This window comes from Paenibacillus sp. FSL R5-0527, assembly GCF_038008055.1.
Classification (GTDB): Bacteria; Bacillota; Bacilli; order Paenibacillales; family Paenibacillaceae; genus Fontibacillus; species Fontibacillus macerans.
The window spans coordinates 6,148,846-6,166,175 of the sequence record NZ_JBBOYI010000001.1 but is presented as its reverse complement, the minus strand read 5'-3'; the positions used below and the strand labels follow the sequence as shown (position 1 = coordinate 6,166,175).

16 protein-coding genes are annotated in these 17,330 nt (G+C 54.8%); 14 read left to right on the top strand and 2 right to left on the bottom strand.

Annotation, left to right across the window (positions count from 1 at the left end; translation table 11 throughout):
* Positions 1 to 407 precede the first annotated feature (407 nt).
* Genes ruvC through yajC form a run of 7 tightly spaced genes read left to right on the top strand, consistent with a single transcriptional unit; the run spans position 408 to position 7,285 of the window.
* The gene (ruvC, locus tag NYE69_RS27500; protein WP_328273662.1) at positions 408 to 911 is read left to right on the top strand and encodes a crossover junction endodeoxyribonuclease RuvC; all 504 of its coding nucleotides are present in this window, start codon (positions 408 to 410) and stop codon (positions 909 to 911) included.
* Entirely contained in the window at positions 908 to 1,525 is a 618-nt protein-coding gene (ruvA, locus tag NYE69_RS27495) for a Holliday junction branch migration protein RuvA (RefSeq protein ID WP_036620615.1), read from the top strand. The genes ruvC and ruvA overlap by 4 nt, the downstream gene beginning before the upstream one ends.
* 36 nt (positions 1,526 to 1,561) lie before the next feature.
* Positions 1,562 to 2,566 (top strand): Holliday junction branch migration DNA helicase RuvB, encoded by a 1,005-nt coding sequence (ruvB, locus tag NYE69_RS27490; protein ID WP_340930556.1) that lies wholly within the window; start codon positions 1,562 to 1,564, stop codon positions 2,564 to 2,566.
* 56 nt (positions 2,567 to 2,622) lie between these two features.
* Positions 2,623 to 4,719 (top strand): SpoIID/LytB domain-containing protein, encoded by a 2,097-nt coding sequence (locus tag NYE69_RS27485; RefSeq protein WP_340928998.1) that lies wholly within the window; start codon positions 2,623 to 2,625, stop codon positions 4,717 to 4,719.
* Positions 4,720 to 4,727: 8 nt separating this feature from the next.
* Complete coding sequence (gene queA / locus NYE69_RS27480) at positions 4,728 to 5,756, top strand: tRNA preQ1(34) S-adenosylmethionine ribosyltransferase-isomerase QueA (protein ID WP_036620617.1); 1,029 nt, start codon at positions 4,728 to 4,730, stop codon at positions 5,754 to 5,756.
* Positions 5,757 to 5,780: 24 nt separating this feature from the next.
* Positions 5,781 to 6,920, top strand: coding sequence for a tRNA guanosine(34) transglycosylase Tgt (gene tgt, locus NYE69_RS27475; protein ID WP_340928996.1), 1,140 nt, complete (start codon positions 5,781 to 5,783; stop codon positions 6,918 to 6,920).
* A 41-nt stretch (positions 6,921 to 6,961) separates the two neighbouring features.
* Positions 6,962 to 7,285 carry a preprotein translocase subunit YajC gene (gene yajC / locus NYE69_RS27470; RefSeq protein WP_155621441.1) on the top strand — a complete coding sequence of 108 codons (324 nt, stop codon included), beginning with the start codon at positions 6,962 to 6,964 and terminating at the stop codon, positions 7,283 to 7,285.
* Between the two features lie 51 nt (positions 7,286 to 7,336).
* Here yajC and NYE69_RS27465 read toward each other — a convergent pair whose 3' ends face one another.
* Positions 7,337 to 7,729: a TIGR04086 family membrane protein gene (locus NYE69_RS27465; RefSeq protein ID WP_155621440.1), complete on the bottom strand. Its 393-nt coding sequence runs from the start codon at positions 7,727 to 7,729 to the stop codon at positions 7,337 to 7,339.
* A gap of 251 nt (positions 7,730 to 7,980) precedes the next feature.
* Here NYE69_RS27465 and NYE69_RS27460 point away from each other — a divergent pair, with 251 nt between their 5' ends.
* Positions 7,981 to 8,694, top strand: a complete 714-nt coding sequence (locus NYE69_RS27460) for a DUF421 domain-containing protein (protein ID WP_155621455.1) — start codon at positions 7,981 to 7,983, stop codon at positions 8,692 to 8,694.
* 16 nt (positions 8,695 to 8,710) lie between these two features.
* Here the strand turns inward: NYE69_RS27460 and spoVB are convergent, their stop codons facing one another.
* Positions 8,711 to 10,294 carry a stage V sporulation protein B gene (gene spoVB, locus NYE69_RS27455; RefSeq protein WP_340928992.1) on the bottom strand — a complete coding sequence of 528 codons (1,584 nt, stop codon included), beginning with the start codon at positions 10,292 to 10,294 and terminating at the stop codon, positions 8,711 to 8,713.
* 195 nt (positions 10,295 to 10,489) lie between these two features.
* On the opposite strand from spoVB, the gene NYE69_RS27450 reads away from it, so the two are divergent.
* From NYE69_RS27450 to NYE69_RS27425, 6 genes are all read left to right on the top strand, one after another.
* On the top strand, positions 10,490 to 10,747 hold the full coding sequence (locus NYE69_RS27450) for a post-transcriptional regulator (protein WP_036620625.1): 258 nt from the start codon (positions 10,490 to 10,492) through the stop codon (positions 10,745 to 10,747).
* Positions 10,748 to 10,849: 102 nt separating this feature from the next.
* Positions 10,850 to 12,103, top strand: a complete 1,254-nt coding sequence (gene secD / locus NYE69_RS27445; RefSeq protein ID WP_340928990.1) for a protein translocase subunit SecD — start codon at positions 10,850 to 10,852, stop codon at positions 12,101 to 12,103.
* Positions 12,093 to 12,986 carry a protein translocase subunit SecF gene (secF, locus tag NYE69_RS27440; protein ID WP_213510644.1) on the top strand — a complete coding sequence of 298 codons (894 nt, stop codon included), beginning with the start codon at positions 12,093 to 12,095 and terminating at the stop codon, positions 12,984 to 12,986. The genes secD and secF overlap by 11 nt, the downstream gene beginning before the upstream one ends.
* A gap of 111 nt (positions 12,987 to 13,097) precedes the next feature.
* Positions 13,098 to 14,054 (top strand): cation diffusion facilitator family transporter, encoded by a 957-nt coding sequence (locus NYE69_RS27435; protein WP_213510643.1) that lies wholly within the window; start codon positions 13,098 to 13,100, stop codon positions 14,052 to 14,054.
* 73 nt (positions 14,055 to 14,127) lie between these two features.
* On the top strand, positions 14,128 to 16,533 hold the full coding sequence (recJ, locus tag NYE69_RS27430) for a single-stranded-DNA-specific exonuclease RecJ (RefSeq protein ID WP_340928986.1): 2,406 nt from the start codon (positions 14,128 to 14,130) through the stop codon (positions 16,531 to 16,533).
* Positions 16,534 to 16,666: 133 nt separating this feature from the next.
* Entirely contained in the window at positions 16,667 to 17,179 is a 513-nt protein-coding gene (locus NYE69_RS27425) for an adenine phosphoribosyltransferase (RefSeq protein ID WP_036620637.1), read from the top strand.
* The last annotated feature ends 151 nt before the right edge of the window (positions 17,180 to 17,330 follow it).

The following is a 17,330-nucleotide window of genomic DNA, read 5'->3' as shown; positions in this document are numbered from 1 at the left end:
ATCCTGAGCTTAGCATGTTCATCCCCATTAGCGGCATTTTATGTACCTATTTTCCTATGAATGGTCCAGATCGCGGGTACTTGTTGTGGTTCATAGAAAATAGCGACATAAATTCCCTCTATTTCTCTTTGAATGGGGGACATCGCCACAATAACGCCATTTTTTACCCTTATATTTTCGCGAGAGTTAAAAGTATGAGAAAAGCGCAAGCACAGAAGATGGAAACCCTCTTCCTGCTTGCGCTTGTTTGTTTTTCCCCTTCATCAATCCCGGCGCTCTACAAACTTTTTCCTCAATGTGCGCGATCTTTTGTTATAATAAAGTGAATACATATGTTCGCTTCAAAAAAGGACGCGAGCTCCGCAAGCAAAACGGGAGTTCGAGCATACATTTGGGGAGAGATGAGCTTGCGTATACTTGGAATCGACCCTGGGATCGCGATCGTGGGGTTTGGATTTATCGATAAACAAGGGAGCAAACTGACTCCGGTGCAATACGGCTGCATTCAGACGGAGGCGCACACGCCGGAGGAAGAAAGGCTGCTTCATGTATATGAAGGCATGGTGCAGTTGATCGAAAAATATAAGCCGGACGCGGTGGCGCTGGAGAAGCTGTTTTTTAACCGCAACGTCACGACGGCGATGTCGGTTGGACAAGCGAGGGGCGTGCTGGTGCTGGCGGCGGTCCAGAAAGGGCTGCCGGTCGCGGAATATACGCCGATGCAGGTCAAGCAGGCGATCGTCGGATACGGCAAAGCCGAAAAGCGGCAGGTGCAGGAAATGACCCGCATGTTCCTGAAGCTGCAGGCGATCCCGAAGCCGGACGATGTGGCCGATGCTTTAGCCGTCGCAATTTGCCACGCGCATTCTTACACATTAAATTCTAAATTAAACGAGGTATTGCGTTCATGATCGATTTTTTACGGGGCCAGGTGGCCCATTTGGAAACGGAATATGTTGTACTCGACGTGCAGGGCGTAGGTTATCAGGTGTTTTGCCCGAACCCGTATGCGTTTGCCGCCAAAGGACAAGAGACGGTGACGATCTATACGCATCATCATGTCCGTGAAGACGCGATTTTGCTGTTCGGCTTTCCCACCCGCGAAGAGCAGAGGCTGTTCCGCAAGCTGATCGAGGTGTCCGGCATCGGGCCGCGCGTGGCGCTGGGCATTTTGAGCGGGGGCAGTCCCGACCATGTGGTGGCCGCGATTCACCAGGAGAACATCGGCTTTCTGACCAAACTTCCGGGCATCGGCAAAAAAACGGCGCAGCGTATGATTTTGGACCTGAAAGACAAGCTCGAAGGGATGGGCGGCCCCTCTTTATTTGATGATCCGTCCGAGGCTCTCCCTGCGGCCGAATCCGCTTATCCCGGCTGGCCGGAAGCCCGGGAAGGGCTTAAGGCGCTCGGATACACGGATGCCGAATTGGACAAGGTGTGGCATCGCATGAAGGAGGATGTCGCCCCGGATGAAGCGGTGGATTCGGTAATGAAAAAGGCGCTCAAGCTGCTGTATGCCGGCTGATGAGAGAAGGACTGGAAGGAGAGCGAACGCGCAATGATGGAAGACCGGATCATATCGGCGAATTTGATGATGGAGGATCAGGCCGTCGAGCTGAGCCTCCGTCCCCGCTACTTGGCGGAATATATCGGACAAAGCCAAATCAAGGAAAATTTAAAAATCTACATCGAAGCGGCGAAAATGCGCAATGAAGCGCTGGACCATGTTTTGCTTTACGGGCCGCCGGGACTGGGCAAAACGACGCTGGCGAACATCATCGCCAACGAGCTTGGCGTCAACATCCGCACAACGTCGGGCCCGGCGATTGAACGGCCCGGCGATTTGGCCGCCCTGCTGACGAATCTGCAGGAAGGCGATGTGCTGTTCATCGACGAAATTCACCGCCTGCACCGCACGGTTGAAGAAGTGCTGTATCCGGCGATGGAGGATTTCGCGCTGGACATCATGATCGGGAAAGGGCCAAGCGCCCGCTCGGTCCGGCTCGATTTGCCGCCGTTTACGCTGGTGGGGGCGACCACCCGGGCAGGTCTGTTGTCGGCGCCGCTGCGCGACCGCTTCGGCGTCGTCAGCCGCCTCGAGTTCTATACGATCGACGAGCTTAGCTTCATCGTATCCCGGGGAGCCGATATTTTCGGCATTGAAATGGTCGGCGACGCCGCCGAGGAGATCGCTTTAAGATCGCGGGGGACGCCGCGGATTGCGAACCGGCTGTTAAGACGCGTCCGGGATTACGCGCAGGTGCGGGGCGACGGGATGATCACGACGGACATCGCCAAGGAGGCGCTAAAGATGCTGCAGGTCGATCCGATGGGACTCGATCTTATCGATCACAAGATGCTGCGGGCGATGATTACGAGCTTCCGGGGAGGTCCGGTCGGACTCGATACGATTGCGGCGACGATCGGCGAAGAAAGCCAAACGATCGAAGACGTGTACGAGCCATATTTGCTGCAGATCGGATTTTTGCAGCGAACCCCGCGCGGCCGTATGGTGACCCCCGCAGCTTACCAGCATTTGGGGCTGCCCATGCCGGAAAGCCCTTAATAGGAGAAATTCGCTAGCATTCAAGTAACATTACATCATAGGGAGGAGAAGCGGTTTTGAAAGGGACGAGACGGGCAATGACATTCAGCAAATGGGGAAAAGGAATCGCGGCCGCTTTGCTGTTAACTGCAGCGGTCCAATTCCCGGGGGTTGCCGGCGCCGCAGCTTCCGAACAAATTCGCATAGCTATGTACCTGGATCTTGGCAGCACGTACAAGTCGACCGTGCCGGCGGTAACGCTGAAGACGGAAGCGGCTGCGGAAGCGGGCATCATGGCCGGCGGGGAGTTCGCGCCTTGGCTGGAAATGACCGCAGCCGAAACCACCCGGTTTAGCGTCAGCGGCTTTAAAGTGAAGGCGCTGGAAAGCACCGACTGGGGAACGGTCGCCGCCGCGGTCAAAAAATTGCAGGGTACCGCCGACAAACCGGTGGCCTACGCGGTCGATCGGCCGGCCGGCACGGTTTACCGGATTTATACCGGCCCGTACGCCAGCGCGGCCGAGGCTCTGACAGCTGCCGGCCGGGTCAGCCAAGCATTGTCCGGCCAGCTCCTGGGCCAAAAGCCAAGCGTACGGGGACCTTATTACATATCGGCCGGCCTTTTCGGTTCACGGAATGAAGCCGAATCGCTAGCCAAAACATTGAGCGGACAGGACGTTGAGGCGTTTGTGGCCATGACCGGCCCGCAAAAGTATGCGGTGTGGGTCGGGGGGATGTCCAGCGTGGCCGAACAAGCGACATTGCAGGCCGAACTGGCCCTAACCGCGCCGCAGCTGTTTTTAACCCCTGTGGATTTGGCAACGCCAGCCCTTCTGCTGCATAATGATGTTTCACCCGCTTTGGGCGCTCCGAATGGGGCCGCACATTACGAACTGTACGGAGAAGGGGCCAAGCTGATGGTCCGTGACAATAAAGACAGCTCGGCCATAAAGGTTGTCGAGCGTTCCGAACGCCGGTACCGGGGCGATTTTGAAATCAGTAAAGTGAACGGGCAGTTGGCGCTGGTCAATGTGTTGCCGCTAGAGCAATATTTATATTCGGTCGTATCCGCCGAAGTACCGCCTTCATGGCCGCAGGAGGCGCTTAAGGCGCAGGCTGTCGCCGCCCGCAGCTACGCGCTGTATAACGCGCAATTGAACAAGTATAAGGTTGCGGGCTTGGTGGATACAACATTAAGCCAAGTCTACAATGGTGTAGATCAGGAGGCGGACAGCGTCGTGAAGGCGGTCGAAAGCACCGCCGGCGAAGTGCTGAAGGTAAGCGGCAAAGTGATTGAGGGCCTGTTCTCGTCCAACAGCGGCGGCGTCACCGCAGATTCCGCGGAAGTGTGGAGCAACGTCAATCCGATTTACGCCAGCGTCCCGAGCAAAGGCGACGAATCGGCCCAGGCTTCATTAAAAACGTGGTACCAGGTTCTGCTCGACAACGGCAAAACCGGGTATGTCCGGGAAGACAACGCCAAGCTTGCGGAAACGAACGCGGCCGGGCTGCCGCTAATGACCGTGACGGCAAACAATGTGAACGTACGTCCGCTTCCCCTGATTCAAGCCGACGTCAACCCGGTGGCGAAACTAAACCCGGGAGATAAGGCCATCGTGCTCAGCAAGGTGGCGGAGTCCAGCGCTTATGCCTGGATTCGGGGGCCTTACAGCTCCGATCAGCTGTTAAAATCGCTCAAAGGCAAAACGTCGACCGCGGCGCCGGCGCCGATTACGAGTCTGGAGGTTGCGCAAAGAGGACCGTCCGGAAGGGTGACGCAAATCAAGGCGAACGGCCAAATTTTGGACGTCAAATACCCGGATTCGTTCAGATCCGCATTAAACGGCCTGCCGAGCACCTTGTTTGAAATTGTGCCTACCGGAAGGTATACTGTTCAAGGTGCCGAAGGCGCAGCCGGTACGGCAGCTTCGGATGCTACGATTTTATCGGCTTCCGGAAAAACGACCTTAAGCGGCGGAAATATGGTGGTGCTGGGCGCGGATCAAACGGCCCGGGTTATTGACAAGAGCAGCGCCTTTCTGTTTGTCGGCCGCGGAAACGGCCACGGGCTCGGATTATCCCAATGGGGAGCCAAAGGATTGGCCGACGCCGGGTATGATTACCGGAAAATATTGCAACACTACTACCAAAATGTAACTATCGTTAAGGAATGATCAGAACTATGAATGTGGATATGTACGACTTCGAACTCCCGGAGGAGCTGATTGCCCAAACTCCGCTTCCGGAGCGAAGCGCTTCGCGATTGCTGACGTTGAATAAGGAAACCGGGGAAATTCGCCATCATGTTTTTCCCGATATTTTGGATTATCTTCATCCCGGCGATACGCTTGTGCTGAACGATACCCGCGTCATCCCGGCCCGGTTGTTCGGGGTCAAGCAGGATACCGGCGCCAAAGCGGAAGTACTGCTGCTGAAGAACCTTGGGGAAGACCGCTGGGAAGCCTTGGTCAAGCCCGGGAAAAAACTGAAGACAGGCGCGGTGATCGTTTTTGGCGACGAGCTGCGGGCGACGGTGGAATCGGAAGCGGACATGGGCGAGCGAGTGCTGCGTTTTTCTTACAAGGGTATTTTCAACGAAATTTTGGATCGTTTGGGCCAAATGCCGCTGCCCCCTTATATCAAAGAAAAATTGGACGACCGCGAGCGGTATCAAACCGTGTATTCCAAACATGAAGGCTCGGCGGCGGCACCTACGGCCGGGCTTCATTTTACCGAGGAGCTATTGGAGCAGGTACGGGCCAAAGGGGTTAACATCGCGTTTGTGACGCTGCATGTCGGTCTCGGCACATTCCGCCCGATGGCGGTGGAGCGGGTCGAGGATCATGTCATGCACGAGGAATATTACGTGCTGCCTCAGGAGACGGCCGATATTATCAACCAAACTAAAGCCAAAGGCGGCAGAGTCATCGCCGTCGGAACGACGTCCGCGCGCACGCTGGAGACGGTCGCTCAAGCATGCAAAGGCGGTCCGATTGTCCGCAGCAGCGGATGGACCGGGATTTTCATTTACCCGGGTTATGAATTCGGGCTGGTGGATGCTATGCTGACGAATTTCCATCTTCCAAAATCGACACTCGTCATGCTGGTCAGCGCGCTGGCCGGCCGGGACCATATTATGGCCGCCTACAAAGAAGCGATCGCGATGAAATACCGCTTTTTCAGCTTTGGCGACGCCATGTTTATTTATTAAGAATGAAGAGGACGGTTGATTAGAGTGGCACCAGCAATCACGTATGAGCATATTAAAACCTGCAAGCAGTCCGGAGCAAGACTAGGCCGCGTGCATACGCCGCACGGAACGTTCGACACTCCGACATTTATGCCGGTCGGCACCCAAGCCACGGTTAAAACGATGAGTCCCGAGGAATTGAAGGAGATGGATGCGCGGATTATTCTCAGCAATACGTACCATCTCTTTTTGCGGCCGGGCCACGAGATTATCCGCGAAGCGGGCGGACTGCACAAGTTCATGAATTGGGACCGGGCGATTCTGACCGACAGCGGAGGCTTTCAGGTGTTTTCGCTGGCCGAAATGCGCAAAATCACGGAAGAAGGCGTGCATTTCCGCTCCCATTTAAACGGCGACAAGCTGTTCTTGTCCCCCGAAGTCGCCATGGAAATCCAAAACGCGCTCGGATCGGATATCATGATGGCCTTTGACGAGTGCCCCCCTTACCCGGCGGAATACGATTACGTGAAAAGTTCGACGGAACGTACGTCGAGATGGGCCGAGCGCTGTCTCAAAAGCCACTCCCGTCCGCACGATCAAGGCCTGTTTGCCATCGTGCAGGGCGGCATGCACGAAGATTTGCGCAAACAAAGCGCGCGGGATTTGACTTCCCTGGATTTTCCGGGGTATGCTATTGGTGGACTAAGTGTAGGCGAGCCCAAGCAATTAATGTATGAGGTGCTGGAATTTACCGTGCCCCTTCTTCCTGCGGACAAACCGCGGTATTTGATGGGCGTCGGTTCGCCTGATGCGTTGATCGAAGGCGCGATTCGCGGCGTCGATATGTTTGACTGCGTCCTGCCGACCCGCATCGCCCGCAATGGCACGACGATGACCAGCCAAGGCAGACTGGTGGTGCGAAATGCCCAGTATGCCAATGATTTCGGACCGCTTGACCCCGAATGCGATTGCTACACGTGCCGAAATTATTCCAGGGCTTATCTTCGCCATTTGATCAAAGCGGACGAAACGTTCGGGCTTCGGCTAACTACATACCATAACCTGCATTTCCTGATCACCCTCATGAAAAATGTCCGCCAAGCTATTATGGAAGACAGGTTGCTTAGTTTCCGGGATGAGTTTTTTGAAAAGTACGGTTTGTTTGGCAACGACAAGGGATTTTAAGCGTCCGCAGTAGTTTTGCAGTGTGAAAGGGGGGAACACGCATGTTTCATTTTGCAGCAGCAGGAGGAGCCGGCGGAGCCGGAGGCACAGGCTCCCTGATCCAGATGATCATTCCGTTCGTTATCATGATCGCCGTATTTTACTTTTTGCTGATCCGTCCTCAGAAGAAAAAGCAGCAGCAGCGCAACACCATGCTGAATTCGCTGAAAAAAGGCGACAAGATCGTGACGATCGGCGGCCTGCACGGTACGATTATGGAGATGACGGACGATACGGTCGTCCTTCGCGTGAACGACGTCACCAAGCTGACGTTCGACCGCAGCGCCATCAGCCATAGTATCAATTCGGGGGCTGACGGCAAATAATCGCACAAAAAAGGGTCCAAGCCATTTTTCGGCTTAGGCCCTTTTTTTCATTCACTTCCGGTTTAAATTCACCCCGATCATTCCTCCAAAAGCCCCGATGACAAGCCCCGGCGCCAGCAGAATGCAATCGCGCAGCGTCAGCGATGTGTCGAGCGCGAGAAAGCTGATGAGCAACAGCAGCACCACGTACAGCAGACCGGTCAGACCACCCTGGTACCAGCCTCTCTGCTTCGCCCTTTTGCCGGAGACGATGCCGCCGAACAAAACGGCGATGCCGTGAACGAGATAGGTGTACAGCGCAAGCTCGGGCTCCTCCAGCATCTCCCCCTGCAATAACAGCGACAATATCAGGGCGCCGATCATCATCCATAAAAAAGCGTACCAAAGTCCCGAAACGGTAGGCTGCGAAATCCGAAACCCGAATAAATTGCGGATGAAGTGCATAAGGTCATCCTCCTGTCCTCTTATTACCACCATTTTATGGTCAAGCCCATGCAGTTATTACCGCGGCGCCGATTTTTTTGAGTGGTGATCAAAAGCGGATTTTTTGAACTGCCTATAAGGAAGATCCTTGCAAGAAACCCGCTTTTTAATCCGATATTTACCGCATGGAATGGATAAGCGACGGTCAGAATACCAGTACTATGTTCTGTTCGACCTTTTCATGAGGAGGGATTGCTGCCGTGGTCGATCATATGCTCGCCCATGTTTTTAGAACCGTTCTGATGTATATTGTCGTGTTTGTGGTGATGCGGATCATGGGTAAAAGAGAGATAGGCGAACTGTCGATTTTTGATCTGGTCATCTCGATCATGATTGCGGAAATCGCCGTATTTGCCTTGGAAGATGTCAAAAAACCGCTGTATGAAGGATTGATTCCCATGTTCACGCTCGTGATCATTCAAATCGGCATAGCCATGCTGTCGCTTCGCTTCCGCAAGCTGAGATTATGGTTTGACGGCAAGCCGAGCGTCATCATTCATAACGGCAAAATCAACCGCGAGGAAATGAGGAAGCAGCGTTACAATTTGGACGATCTGCTCATGCAGCTGCGTTCCAAAAAAGTCGACAGTGTGGCCGACGTGGAGTTCGCCGTTCTGGAAACGAGCGGACAACTGAGCGTATTCCCCAAGGACAAGTCCGGCAAAACCGGCAATAGCGGCAACAGCGGCGGGCGCAAAAACAAGGAGAACGCGTCCATTGCCTCCAAAATCAAATACGAAGAGCTGCCGCTGCCGCTGATTATGGACGGGAAAGTGAACGAAGAAAATTTGCAAAAGATCGGGAAAACCAGATTTTGGCTGAAAAATCAAATTCAGTCCAAGGGGCTGAACGATTTTAAACAGGTGTTCTTCTGCAGTATGGATCATAATGGCAAATTGTATATCAACCCCATGGATGAGACTTGAATAGCCTTGCAACGTATCAGCGGCGGAACCACTTGCCGAGAAACGGCAGCCGCTTAAGGTCATGCACGTCGAACAGGCCCATGACGCCGGCAAGCGCAAGATACAGGATTCCGGAGGCCGTAGCCGCGGCGATAAATTGGATTTCCAGAACGGAACCAAACGGCAGACGGTTCATCGCGTATTGGGCGGCGGCCGCCATAATGACCATAGCGGCGCATACCTTGGCGAAATCCAGATAAGGCAGCGAATAGCGGAGAAAGCGGGCGACGCTGTAACCGTGCAGGAGCGTCACGACGATAAAGTTGACAACGATGGCGATGACGGCCCCGTAAATGCCCAGAGACGGATTGGATGCGAGATAAAAGATCAGCGATATTTTGATGACGGCTCCGATCAGGGTATTGACCAGGGCCCGCCCCGGCTTGTCTAGGGCTTGAAGCGTCGCCTGCAGCGGCGCCTGGGCATAGAGGAAAAGCGCAAACGGAGCCATCGCCTTCAGCATGCCGGCGATTTCGGCGTTGTTGTAGATGATCAGACAGAGCGGTTCGGCCATCACGAACATGACCGCGGCAAACGGGGCGCCGGTGACCAGCGCAAGCCGCAGCGATTGATGCAGCCGCAGCTGGATCGACCGCATATCCCCGCGAGCCTGGGCTTCGGCCAGCGAAGGAACGAGCGAGACGGCCAGCGAAGACGTCAGCGCGCCGGGCAGCAGCAGCAGCGGAATGACCATGCCCTGCAGCGCCCCGTATTGGGAGGTGGCCACGGCGACGCTGATTCCGGCCATCGCCAGGCTTCGCGCCGTCGTGATGGATTCCAGCAAGTAGGACAGCGAGCCGACGAGCTTGCCGCCGGTTACCGGAATCGCAATACGCAAAATCGGGCGAAGCCATTTACCGATCAAAGGCTGTTTTTCCGTGGCCGGCTTGACCGATGTTTCTTGGACCGCGGCTTCCAGCCGCTCCCGCCGCTGCAGCTGGCGGTATTGCCATAACAACACGCCAAGCCCGACGATTTCCCCGGCAACGACGCCCAGCATTGCCCCCGCCGCGGCATACGCCATCCCCATCGGCAGCAGCAAATACGCGAACCACAACGTGCAGACGATACGGGCTACCGTCTCCAAAATCGAGGAGACGGCGGACGGGATCATGTCCTGTTTGCCCTGAAAATAACCGCGAAACACGGAGGAAACGGCGACGACGACGATCATCGGGCTCATCGCCACAAATGTATGGTAAACGCGGGCATCCGTAAGGATATAGCGGCTTACCCAGGGCGCCCCGAACAAGCATAAAAAGGTGAACAGGAAGCCCGCCGCCGTCGTAAATACCAGGCTCGTCCGCAAAATAGCGCGGGAACGCCCCGGATTCCCCGAGGACTCGGCTTCGGCCACCAGCTTGGCGACGGCCAAAGGAATACCTCCGGTAATGATCGTTACGATCACGAGGAAGAAAGGATATCCAAGCTGATAAAGACCTACCCCTTCCGCCCCGATCACACGGGGCAGCATAATGCGCGGAATGAAACCAAGGAGCCGGTTGACGATGCCCGCCACCAGCAAAATCATCGTTCCTTGGATGAAGGTTTGTTTGCTCAAAGTGCTTCCCTCTCTCCCGGAAAATAGCTTTATCGATCGTTTTTTCTTGGGGTTATTCTATGAATATGTCTTACCTGTACAAGTTCATGACTTGTCTTTTTGGAGGCTTCTAAAATTGGAAAAAGTCAGTAGAAGCAGGAATCGGGAAATTGGGGTAGAATGTATTAAGACGGGGGTTGAAGGAGGCAGAAAATCGTGGCTGAAGAGGGATTGACGGAACAAGAGTTGAACGAGGCGATCGAAAGCCTTTGCCGCAGCAAAGCGGAGGAATTCAGATTGATCGGTTACGAGCACGTAACCGGCCCTGAGATTTGGGAATGCGTGAGTCAAAAATATGAAAAGGAAGGCATTCCGCCAATGCATCAACTTGTCAATGATATACTTTCCTTAAAAGTGACCCAATTTATGAATTATATGACGATTTCCGCATATCGTGGATCCCGTCTTATATGAGGCCGGGGTCTTTTTTGTCGGCAAATTTTGATAAATTGACTCGCTTTTTCTGCATCGCTATAATAGGAATATTGAGAATTTGAAAGGGGAACGAAGTACGGAATGAAAAGAATCATCGCATTCATAACCGTCGTGGTTGTCTCGCTCGGGATTATGGGCTGGACAAGCCCCGACCTGTTGAAAAACGTACGTCTCGGCCTGGATTTGAAAGGCGGCTTTGAAATTTTGTATGAAGCATCGCCTTTGGAAGGCGGAGGAGCGGTGACGAGGGAATCCCTCCTCAAGACGGCACAAAGCCTGGAGGATCGGGCGAACAAACTGGGGACAAGCGAACCGGAAGTTACGACCGAAGGCACCAACCGGATTCGCTTGAAGCTGGCCGGCGTCACCGACGAGGCCACGGTGCGCAAAACGATGAAAGAGCCCGCCTCCCTTACATTCCGAAGCAAGGACGGTACGGAGAAGAACCCTGACGAGTACAACAAGATCGAAATGGTGGGTACGGATTTTGTCGAGAACGGGGCAAAACTGGAATACACCCAGATGAACGAACCGGTTGTCAGCATCAAAGTGAAAGATAAAGAAAAGTTCGCGGAAGTTACCAAACGTTTGCTTGGAAAACCGCTGGCGATTTACATGAACGACCAACTGATCTCGGCTCCCGTGGTACGGGCGGTGCTGACCGACGGATCGGCGCAAATCAGCGTTGGCGGAGATTTGAACGAAGCCAAGGAGCTGCGCGACCAGATCAATCTCGGCGCGCTTCCGCTGAAATTGACCGAGAAATATTCGCAAAGCGTAGGCGCTACGCTGGGCATGCAATCGCTGCAACAGACGATTGAAGCCGGACTGATCGCTTCGGCGTTCATTTTGCTGTTTATGGTCGGTATGTACCGGGTTCCCGGGCTAATCGCCTCGCTTACGCTTATCATTCATACCTGGCTGCTTATTCTGGTGTTCGTGTGGGCGGACTTTACGCTTACCCTGCCGGGGATCGCGGCTTTGATTCTCGGGGTCGGGATGGCGGTCGACGCCAATATCATTACCAATGAACGGATTCATGAAGAAATACGTACCGGCAAGAGCATCATGTCCGCCGTAAAAGCAGGCGACAAACATTCCCTGCGAACGGTTCTCGATTCGAATATTACGACCATTATCGTTGCGGCGGTAATGTACTGGTTCGGCACCGGCGCGGTAAAAGGCTTTGCGCTCGTGCTGATCGTGGAAATCGTGCTCAGCATCGCTACGAATGTGTATCTCTCCCGCTTCCTGCTGAATCTGCTGCTTAAGGCGGGCAAGCTGTCGAAACCGAAATATTTCGGCGTAAAGGAGCGTGATATTCGTGCGCTTTAATAAAAACCTGGACTATGTGCATCTCAGCAAGTACTTTTATATTTTGTCGATCGTCTTGACGATCGCCGGCCTTATTTGTCTATCAGTGTTCGGCTTGAATTACAGCGTCGATTTTAAAGCGGGCTCCAATGTGGACATCTCGCTTACGAAACCGCTGACGGCGGAGCAAGTGAAGCCGATCTTGGACAAGCTCGGCATTGCGGAAGGCACGACGGTCAGCCCGGGCGAAGACCGGATGAATATCCGCTTTACGCAAGTGCTTAGTGAAGATAACGATGCACAGTTGAAAAGCGAAATCTCGAAGCTGGACGACAAAGCCTCGTTCGAAGTCAACACGGTCGATCCGGAAATGGCCCGGGAACTGGCCCGCAACGCGATTTATGCCGTGCTGATTTCCTGTATAGGGATCATCATTTACGTCAGCATCCGTTTTGAATGGCGGTTTGCCCTGGCCGCGATCGTCGCCTTGCTGCACGATGCGTTTATGGTCATCGCGGTTTTCTCCATTTTCCGCTTGGAGGTCGACCTGACCTTTATCGTCGCGGTATTGACGATCATCGGTTATTCGATCAACGATACGATCGTTATCTTCGACCGGATTCGCGAGAACCTGCGTTTTTCCAAGCTCAAAACGCGTCAGGACCTCGTCGATTTGGTCAACCACAGCGTGGCGCAGACGATTATGCGTTCCCTATACACCGCGCTTACGGTGTTTGTGGCCGCCTTCTTCCTGTTCCTGCTGGGCGGCGAGTCGATCAAGATGTTCTCGCTCGCCATGGTGATCGGCCTGCTGTTCGGGGCTTACTCTTCGATCTTTATCGCCAGCCCGCTCTGGTTTGTCTTTAAAGGTGCTCAAAAGAATAAACCGGCTAAAGCATCCTAAGCGGCTTTTTGAAGATATCTAGCCATCGGTTGGTTCAAGAAAGAGCCGCGTCGACTAAAGACGCGGCTCTACTATTCTTCATCAGTTTTTACATGGTTTTAGGAGGTCATTATGAAACGCGAACATGCTGCCTTTTCCGATTCCGCCGCTTGGCTTAGCATCGTAAGCCATGCAGCGCTTGCTGTCTTTAAAGGGATGGTGGGGCTATGGTTCGACAGCCGGGCGCTGCTGGCGGCCGCTTTGCACTCCGCTTCGGATGCCGCGGCCGAAATCGCCGCAAAAGTGGAGTGGCCCGGTTTACGGAAGCGGAGAGCGCTGCACGCGGCATATGTCGGGAGAGAAGGGGTTGAGCCGCTTCTTGCGATCTTTTTTGCCGTGTTCCTGCTTATGGGCGGACTGCAGATGATGATTGCCGCCATATCGAATATCGCCAGAGACGAGCTCAAGCCTCCGGAAGTGATGGCCGGAGTCGCCGTCGTCGTTTCATTTGCGCTGAAGGAAGCGGTGTTCCAATTCCGGTTTCGCCAGTCCCGGAAAGAGGATCCCAAAACCGCGCAATCGCTGATCGCAACGCACCGTTACTCTCTTTATTCTTCCGTAGCTGCATTCATCGGTGTTTTTGGCGCGGTGGCGGGGCAGGCGATGGGGGTTTCTGAATTGCTTTATCTTGATCCTTTGGCCGCCTTTTTTATCGCTTGCCTCGTCTTTTGGAGAGCGTACCGCCTGATCAGGGAGTCCCTTTACGGCCGGCTGGTTTCCGCCATTCAGGAGGAAGACGCCACTTCCTTTATCGAGACGGTCCAGCGGGTCCACGGCGTTATTGCCGTCGATGAACTGAAAGCGCAGGAGAATGGACATTACGTTATCGTGGACGCGAAAATCAGCGTGAATCCGCGGATCACGGTTATGGAAGCCAACGACATCGCCAATCGCGCCAAAATGCTGCTGCTCAACCGGTTTTCCCACGTAAGCGAAGTACGGATTCAAGTGGCCCCTTACGACGCCGGCTATCCTTATAAGAGCAACGCGGAGGAAAACGGCAGCGATTTGCCGAATTTACTGCAATGACACTTGGCTCTTCGTAAAAGACATTAGATGCGTAAAAGACATTTGAACTACCTATTGAAAGAAGGTGCCGCCCATGCTTCATCCTAAGTACCGCTGGGACCCGCTTCCCGCCGACGAAGAAGCCGCCCGTTTGCTCGCCGATCGGCTTAACCTCTCTCCGCTTGTCGCCTCGCTGCTGGTTACGCGGGGGATGGCGAAGCCGGAGGAGGCGGAGCTTTTTTTGAAAGGAACGGCCGCCGATCAACATGATCCGATGCAGCTTAGCGGCATGAAGGAAGCCGTTCCGAGAATTCGCCGGGCCGTGGAAAACGGGGAGCGGATCCTTGTGTACGGAGATTACGACGCCGACGGGGTATCCTCGACGACGCTGATGATTTGTTTGATGCGCAAGCTGGGCGCTACATACGAATACTATATCCCGCATCGCACCAAGGAAGGTTACGGTTTACATATTCCGGTTCTGGAGCAGGCTAGGCAGAAGGGGGTTACGCTGGTCGTTACCGTGGATACCGGCATCAGCGCGGTGGAACAGATCGCTTATGCCCGCGAGGCGGGCATGGACGTAATCGTGACGGACCATCACGAACCGCCGGCGGTGCTTCCGGAAGCCTACGCCTTAATTAACCCGAAGCTCCCCTTTTGTCCTTATCCGTTCAAGGGATTGGCCGGTGTCGGCGTCGCTTTCAAGCTGGCTAAAGCGCTGCTTGGGGATGACACCCCGGAGTGCTGGACGGAGCTGGTAGCGCTTGGAACGATCGCCGATTTGATGCCGCTGGTCGGAGAAAACCGCATGCTGGTCCGGGCCGGGCTCTCCGCGATGTCACGATCGGCTTTTCCGGGAATGACCGCTTTGCTCGGAACGGCCGGCTGGTCCAAGGGCGAAGTGACCTCGACGGCGGTCGCATTCGGGCTGGCCCCGCGCATCAACGCCAGCGGGCGCATGAGCCACGCGGACCGGGCGGTCGCTTTGCTGACCGCCGAAAACGCGGACGAGGCCGAAACGATTGCCGAGGAGCTTGATGTGCTCAACAAGGAACGGCAGATGCTGGTGGAAAGCATGGTGCAGGAGGCGCTGCTGCAGCTCGAGGAGCAGACCGGTGACGCAGGTTTGCCGAATATCATCGTTGTGGCCGGAGAGGGCTGGAATGCCGGGGTCGTCGGTATTGTAGCCTCAAAGCTGTTGGAGCGGTACTACCGTCCGACGATCGTGCTCGGGATTAATCCGGAAACCGGCGAATGCAAAGGCTCCGCCCGCTCCATTCCCGGCTTCGACATCTACGAGGCGTTAACCGATTGCGCCGATTTGCTCGACCATTTCGGCGGCCATCCGTCGGCCGCCGGCATGTCGCTGGGGCGCGGCAACCTGGCGGAATTTTCGCGTCGTCTCAATGCTTTCGCCGCCGGCAAGCTCCGGCCGGAGCATTTTGTACCCGTGATCACGACCGATTTGGAATGTTCGCTTAAGGAAATCACGTTATCGTCCATCGAGGAACTGGAAAGCTTGGCTCCGTTCGGGATGGCCAATACGTGTCCGCGCCTGCTGATCCGCGGCGTAAAGCTGGTGGAATGCCGGCAAATGGGCAAAGACGGCAAGCATTTGAAGCTGGTTGTCGGGCAAAACGGAGTGACCGTGGAGGCCGTAGCCTTCGGCAAAGGAGAGCTTGCGCCCCTGCTGGCGGAAGAGGCGGTTTTGGACATGGTGTGCGAAGCCGGAATTAACGAATGGAACGGCTCGCGCAAACCGCAGCTGATGATTCAGGATCTTGCGGTTTCCCATCTTCAGGTGTTCGACTACCGCGGTTCGCGGAATCCGGCTATGCAGTTGGAGCAGCTTAAGAGCACGCTCGTTCACCTGCCGGCGGAACGGGACATCCCCGCCGTGATTGCGGCTGGCTCGGGCCCTCAATTGCTTCAGCTTGGCAATTTGAAGGATACCTCGGTTTGGGTATATGATAAGGACGATGGCGTACTGCCGGGCAACGCTTTGGCGGAATCGGTCGGCGCAAGCCGCGTTACGACGCTGTTTGTGCTTGAGCTGCCGGATGCCTCGGAAGGCTGGAGCCGGATGATGGCTGCGTTTGTGTCGTTGGAAAGAATTTATCTGCTGCATCCGCAGCGCTCGCCGCAGGAAAGAATCGAAACACCGTCCCGCGATCATTTCAAGCAGGTGTACGGCCTGCTGCTTAGGCTTGGCGGGGCGGCCCTGCGCGAAGAAGAAATAGTGGCGGCGCTGTTGAAACGGACCGGCTGGTCGAGGCGGATGCTGGAGCTAACGCTGGGCGTGTTCGAGGAACTGGGTTTTATCTCCAGAGCGGCGGGCTCCATCGCCGTCAACCCTTCTCCTTCCAAACGGCCGCTGGAAACCTCAAGCCGTTACCGGGAGCTCGGGCTGCTCGCCGAAATGGAGCAGATGCTGCTTCATGCCCGGGTTCCGGAAATTACCAAATGGATGTTAACCCGGATTAAAGGGGCTTCATAGATCAACTTAATCTAGTTTTAGAACGGTTTATCTTGCGGTATCAGAAAGGGCGGGGCCTATAAGCTTGTGCTCCCTGATATCTAAAAATAATCAAAGCACTGCATATTACGTAGTTACGTAGGAGGAGATTGGATTGGATTATAAAGATTACATCCGGGTAATTCCAGATTTTCCCCAGCCCGGGATCAGCTTCAAAGATATTACGACCTTGCTTAACGACGGGGCTAAATACAAGCAGGCCATCGATGATTTGAAAAAGCTCGTTTCCGGCCTGAAGATCGACCTGATCGCCGGTCCTGAAGCGCGCGGTTTCGTCGTGGGGGCGCCGCTGGCGTATGCGCTTGGCGTCGGCTTCGTGCCGATCCGCAAAAGCGGCAAGCTTCCTTACAAGACGATTGAGGTGGAATACGATCTGGAGTACGGGAAGGACCGGCTGGCGATGCACAGCGACGCGGTGAAACCCGGCCAAAACGTGCTGATCGCCGACGACCTGTTGGCGACGGGAGGAACGATTTCAACTTCCGTAAGTCTTGTTCGCGAGCTGGGCGGCAACGTGGCGGGCACCGCGTTTCTGATCGAGCTTAGCGAATTGAACGGCCGGGCCAAATTGCCGGGCATCGAAGTATTTTCCCTTGTAACTTACTAAAATGAAAAAAAGGCCGAGCGGGATTTGTTCCTGGCTCGGTCTTTTGTTAAATTTGGCGGTAACAAGGGCAAGGGCACGACCTTGAATCGACCTTGAAAACGGTCTTTACAAGCCAACTGCTTCAAAGGCCAACCGCCGGTCTCTTTACAAT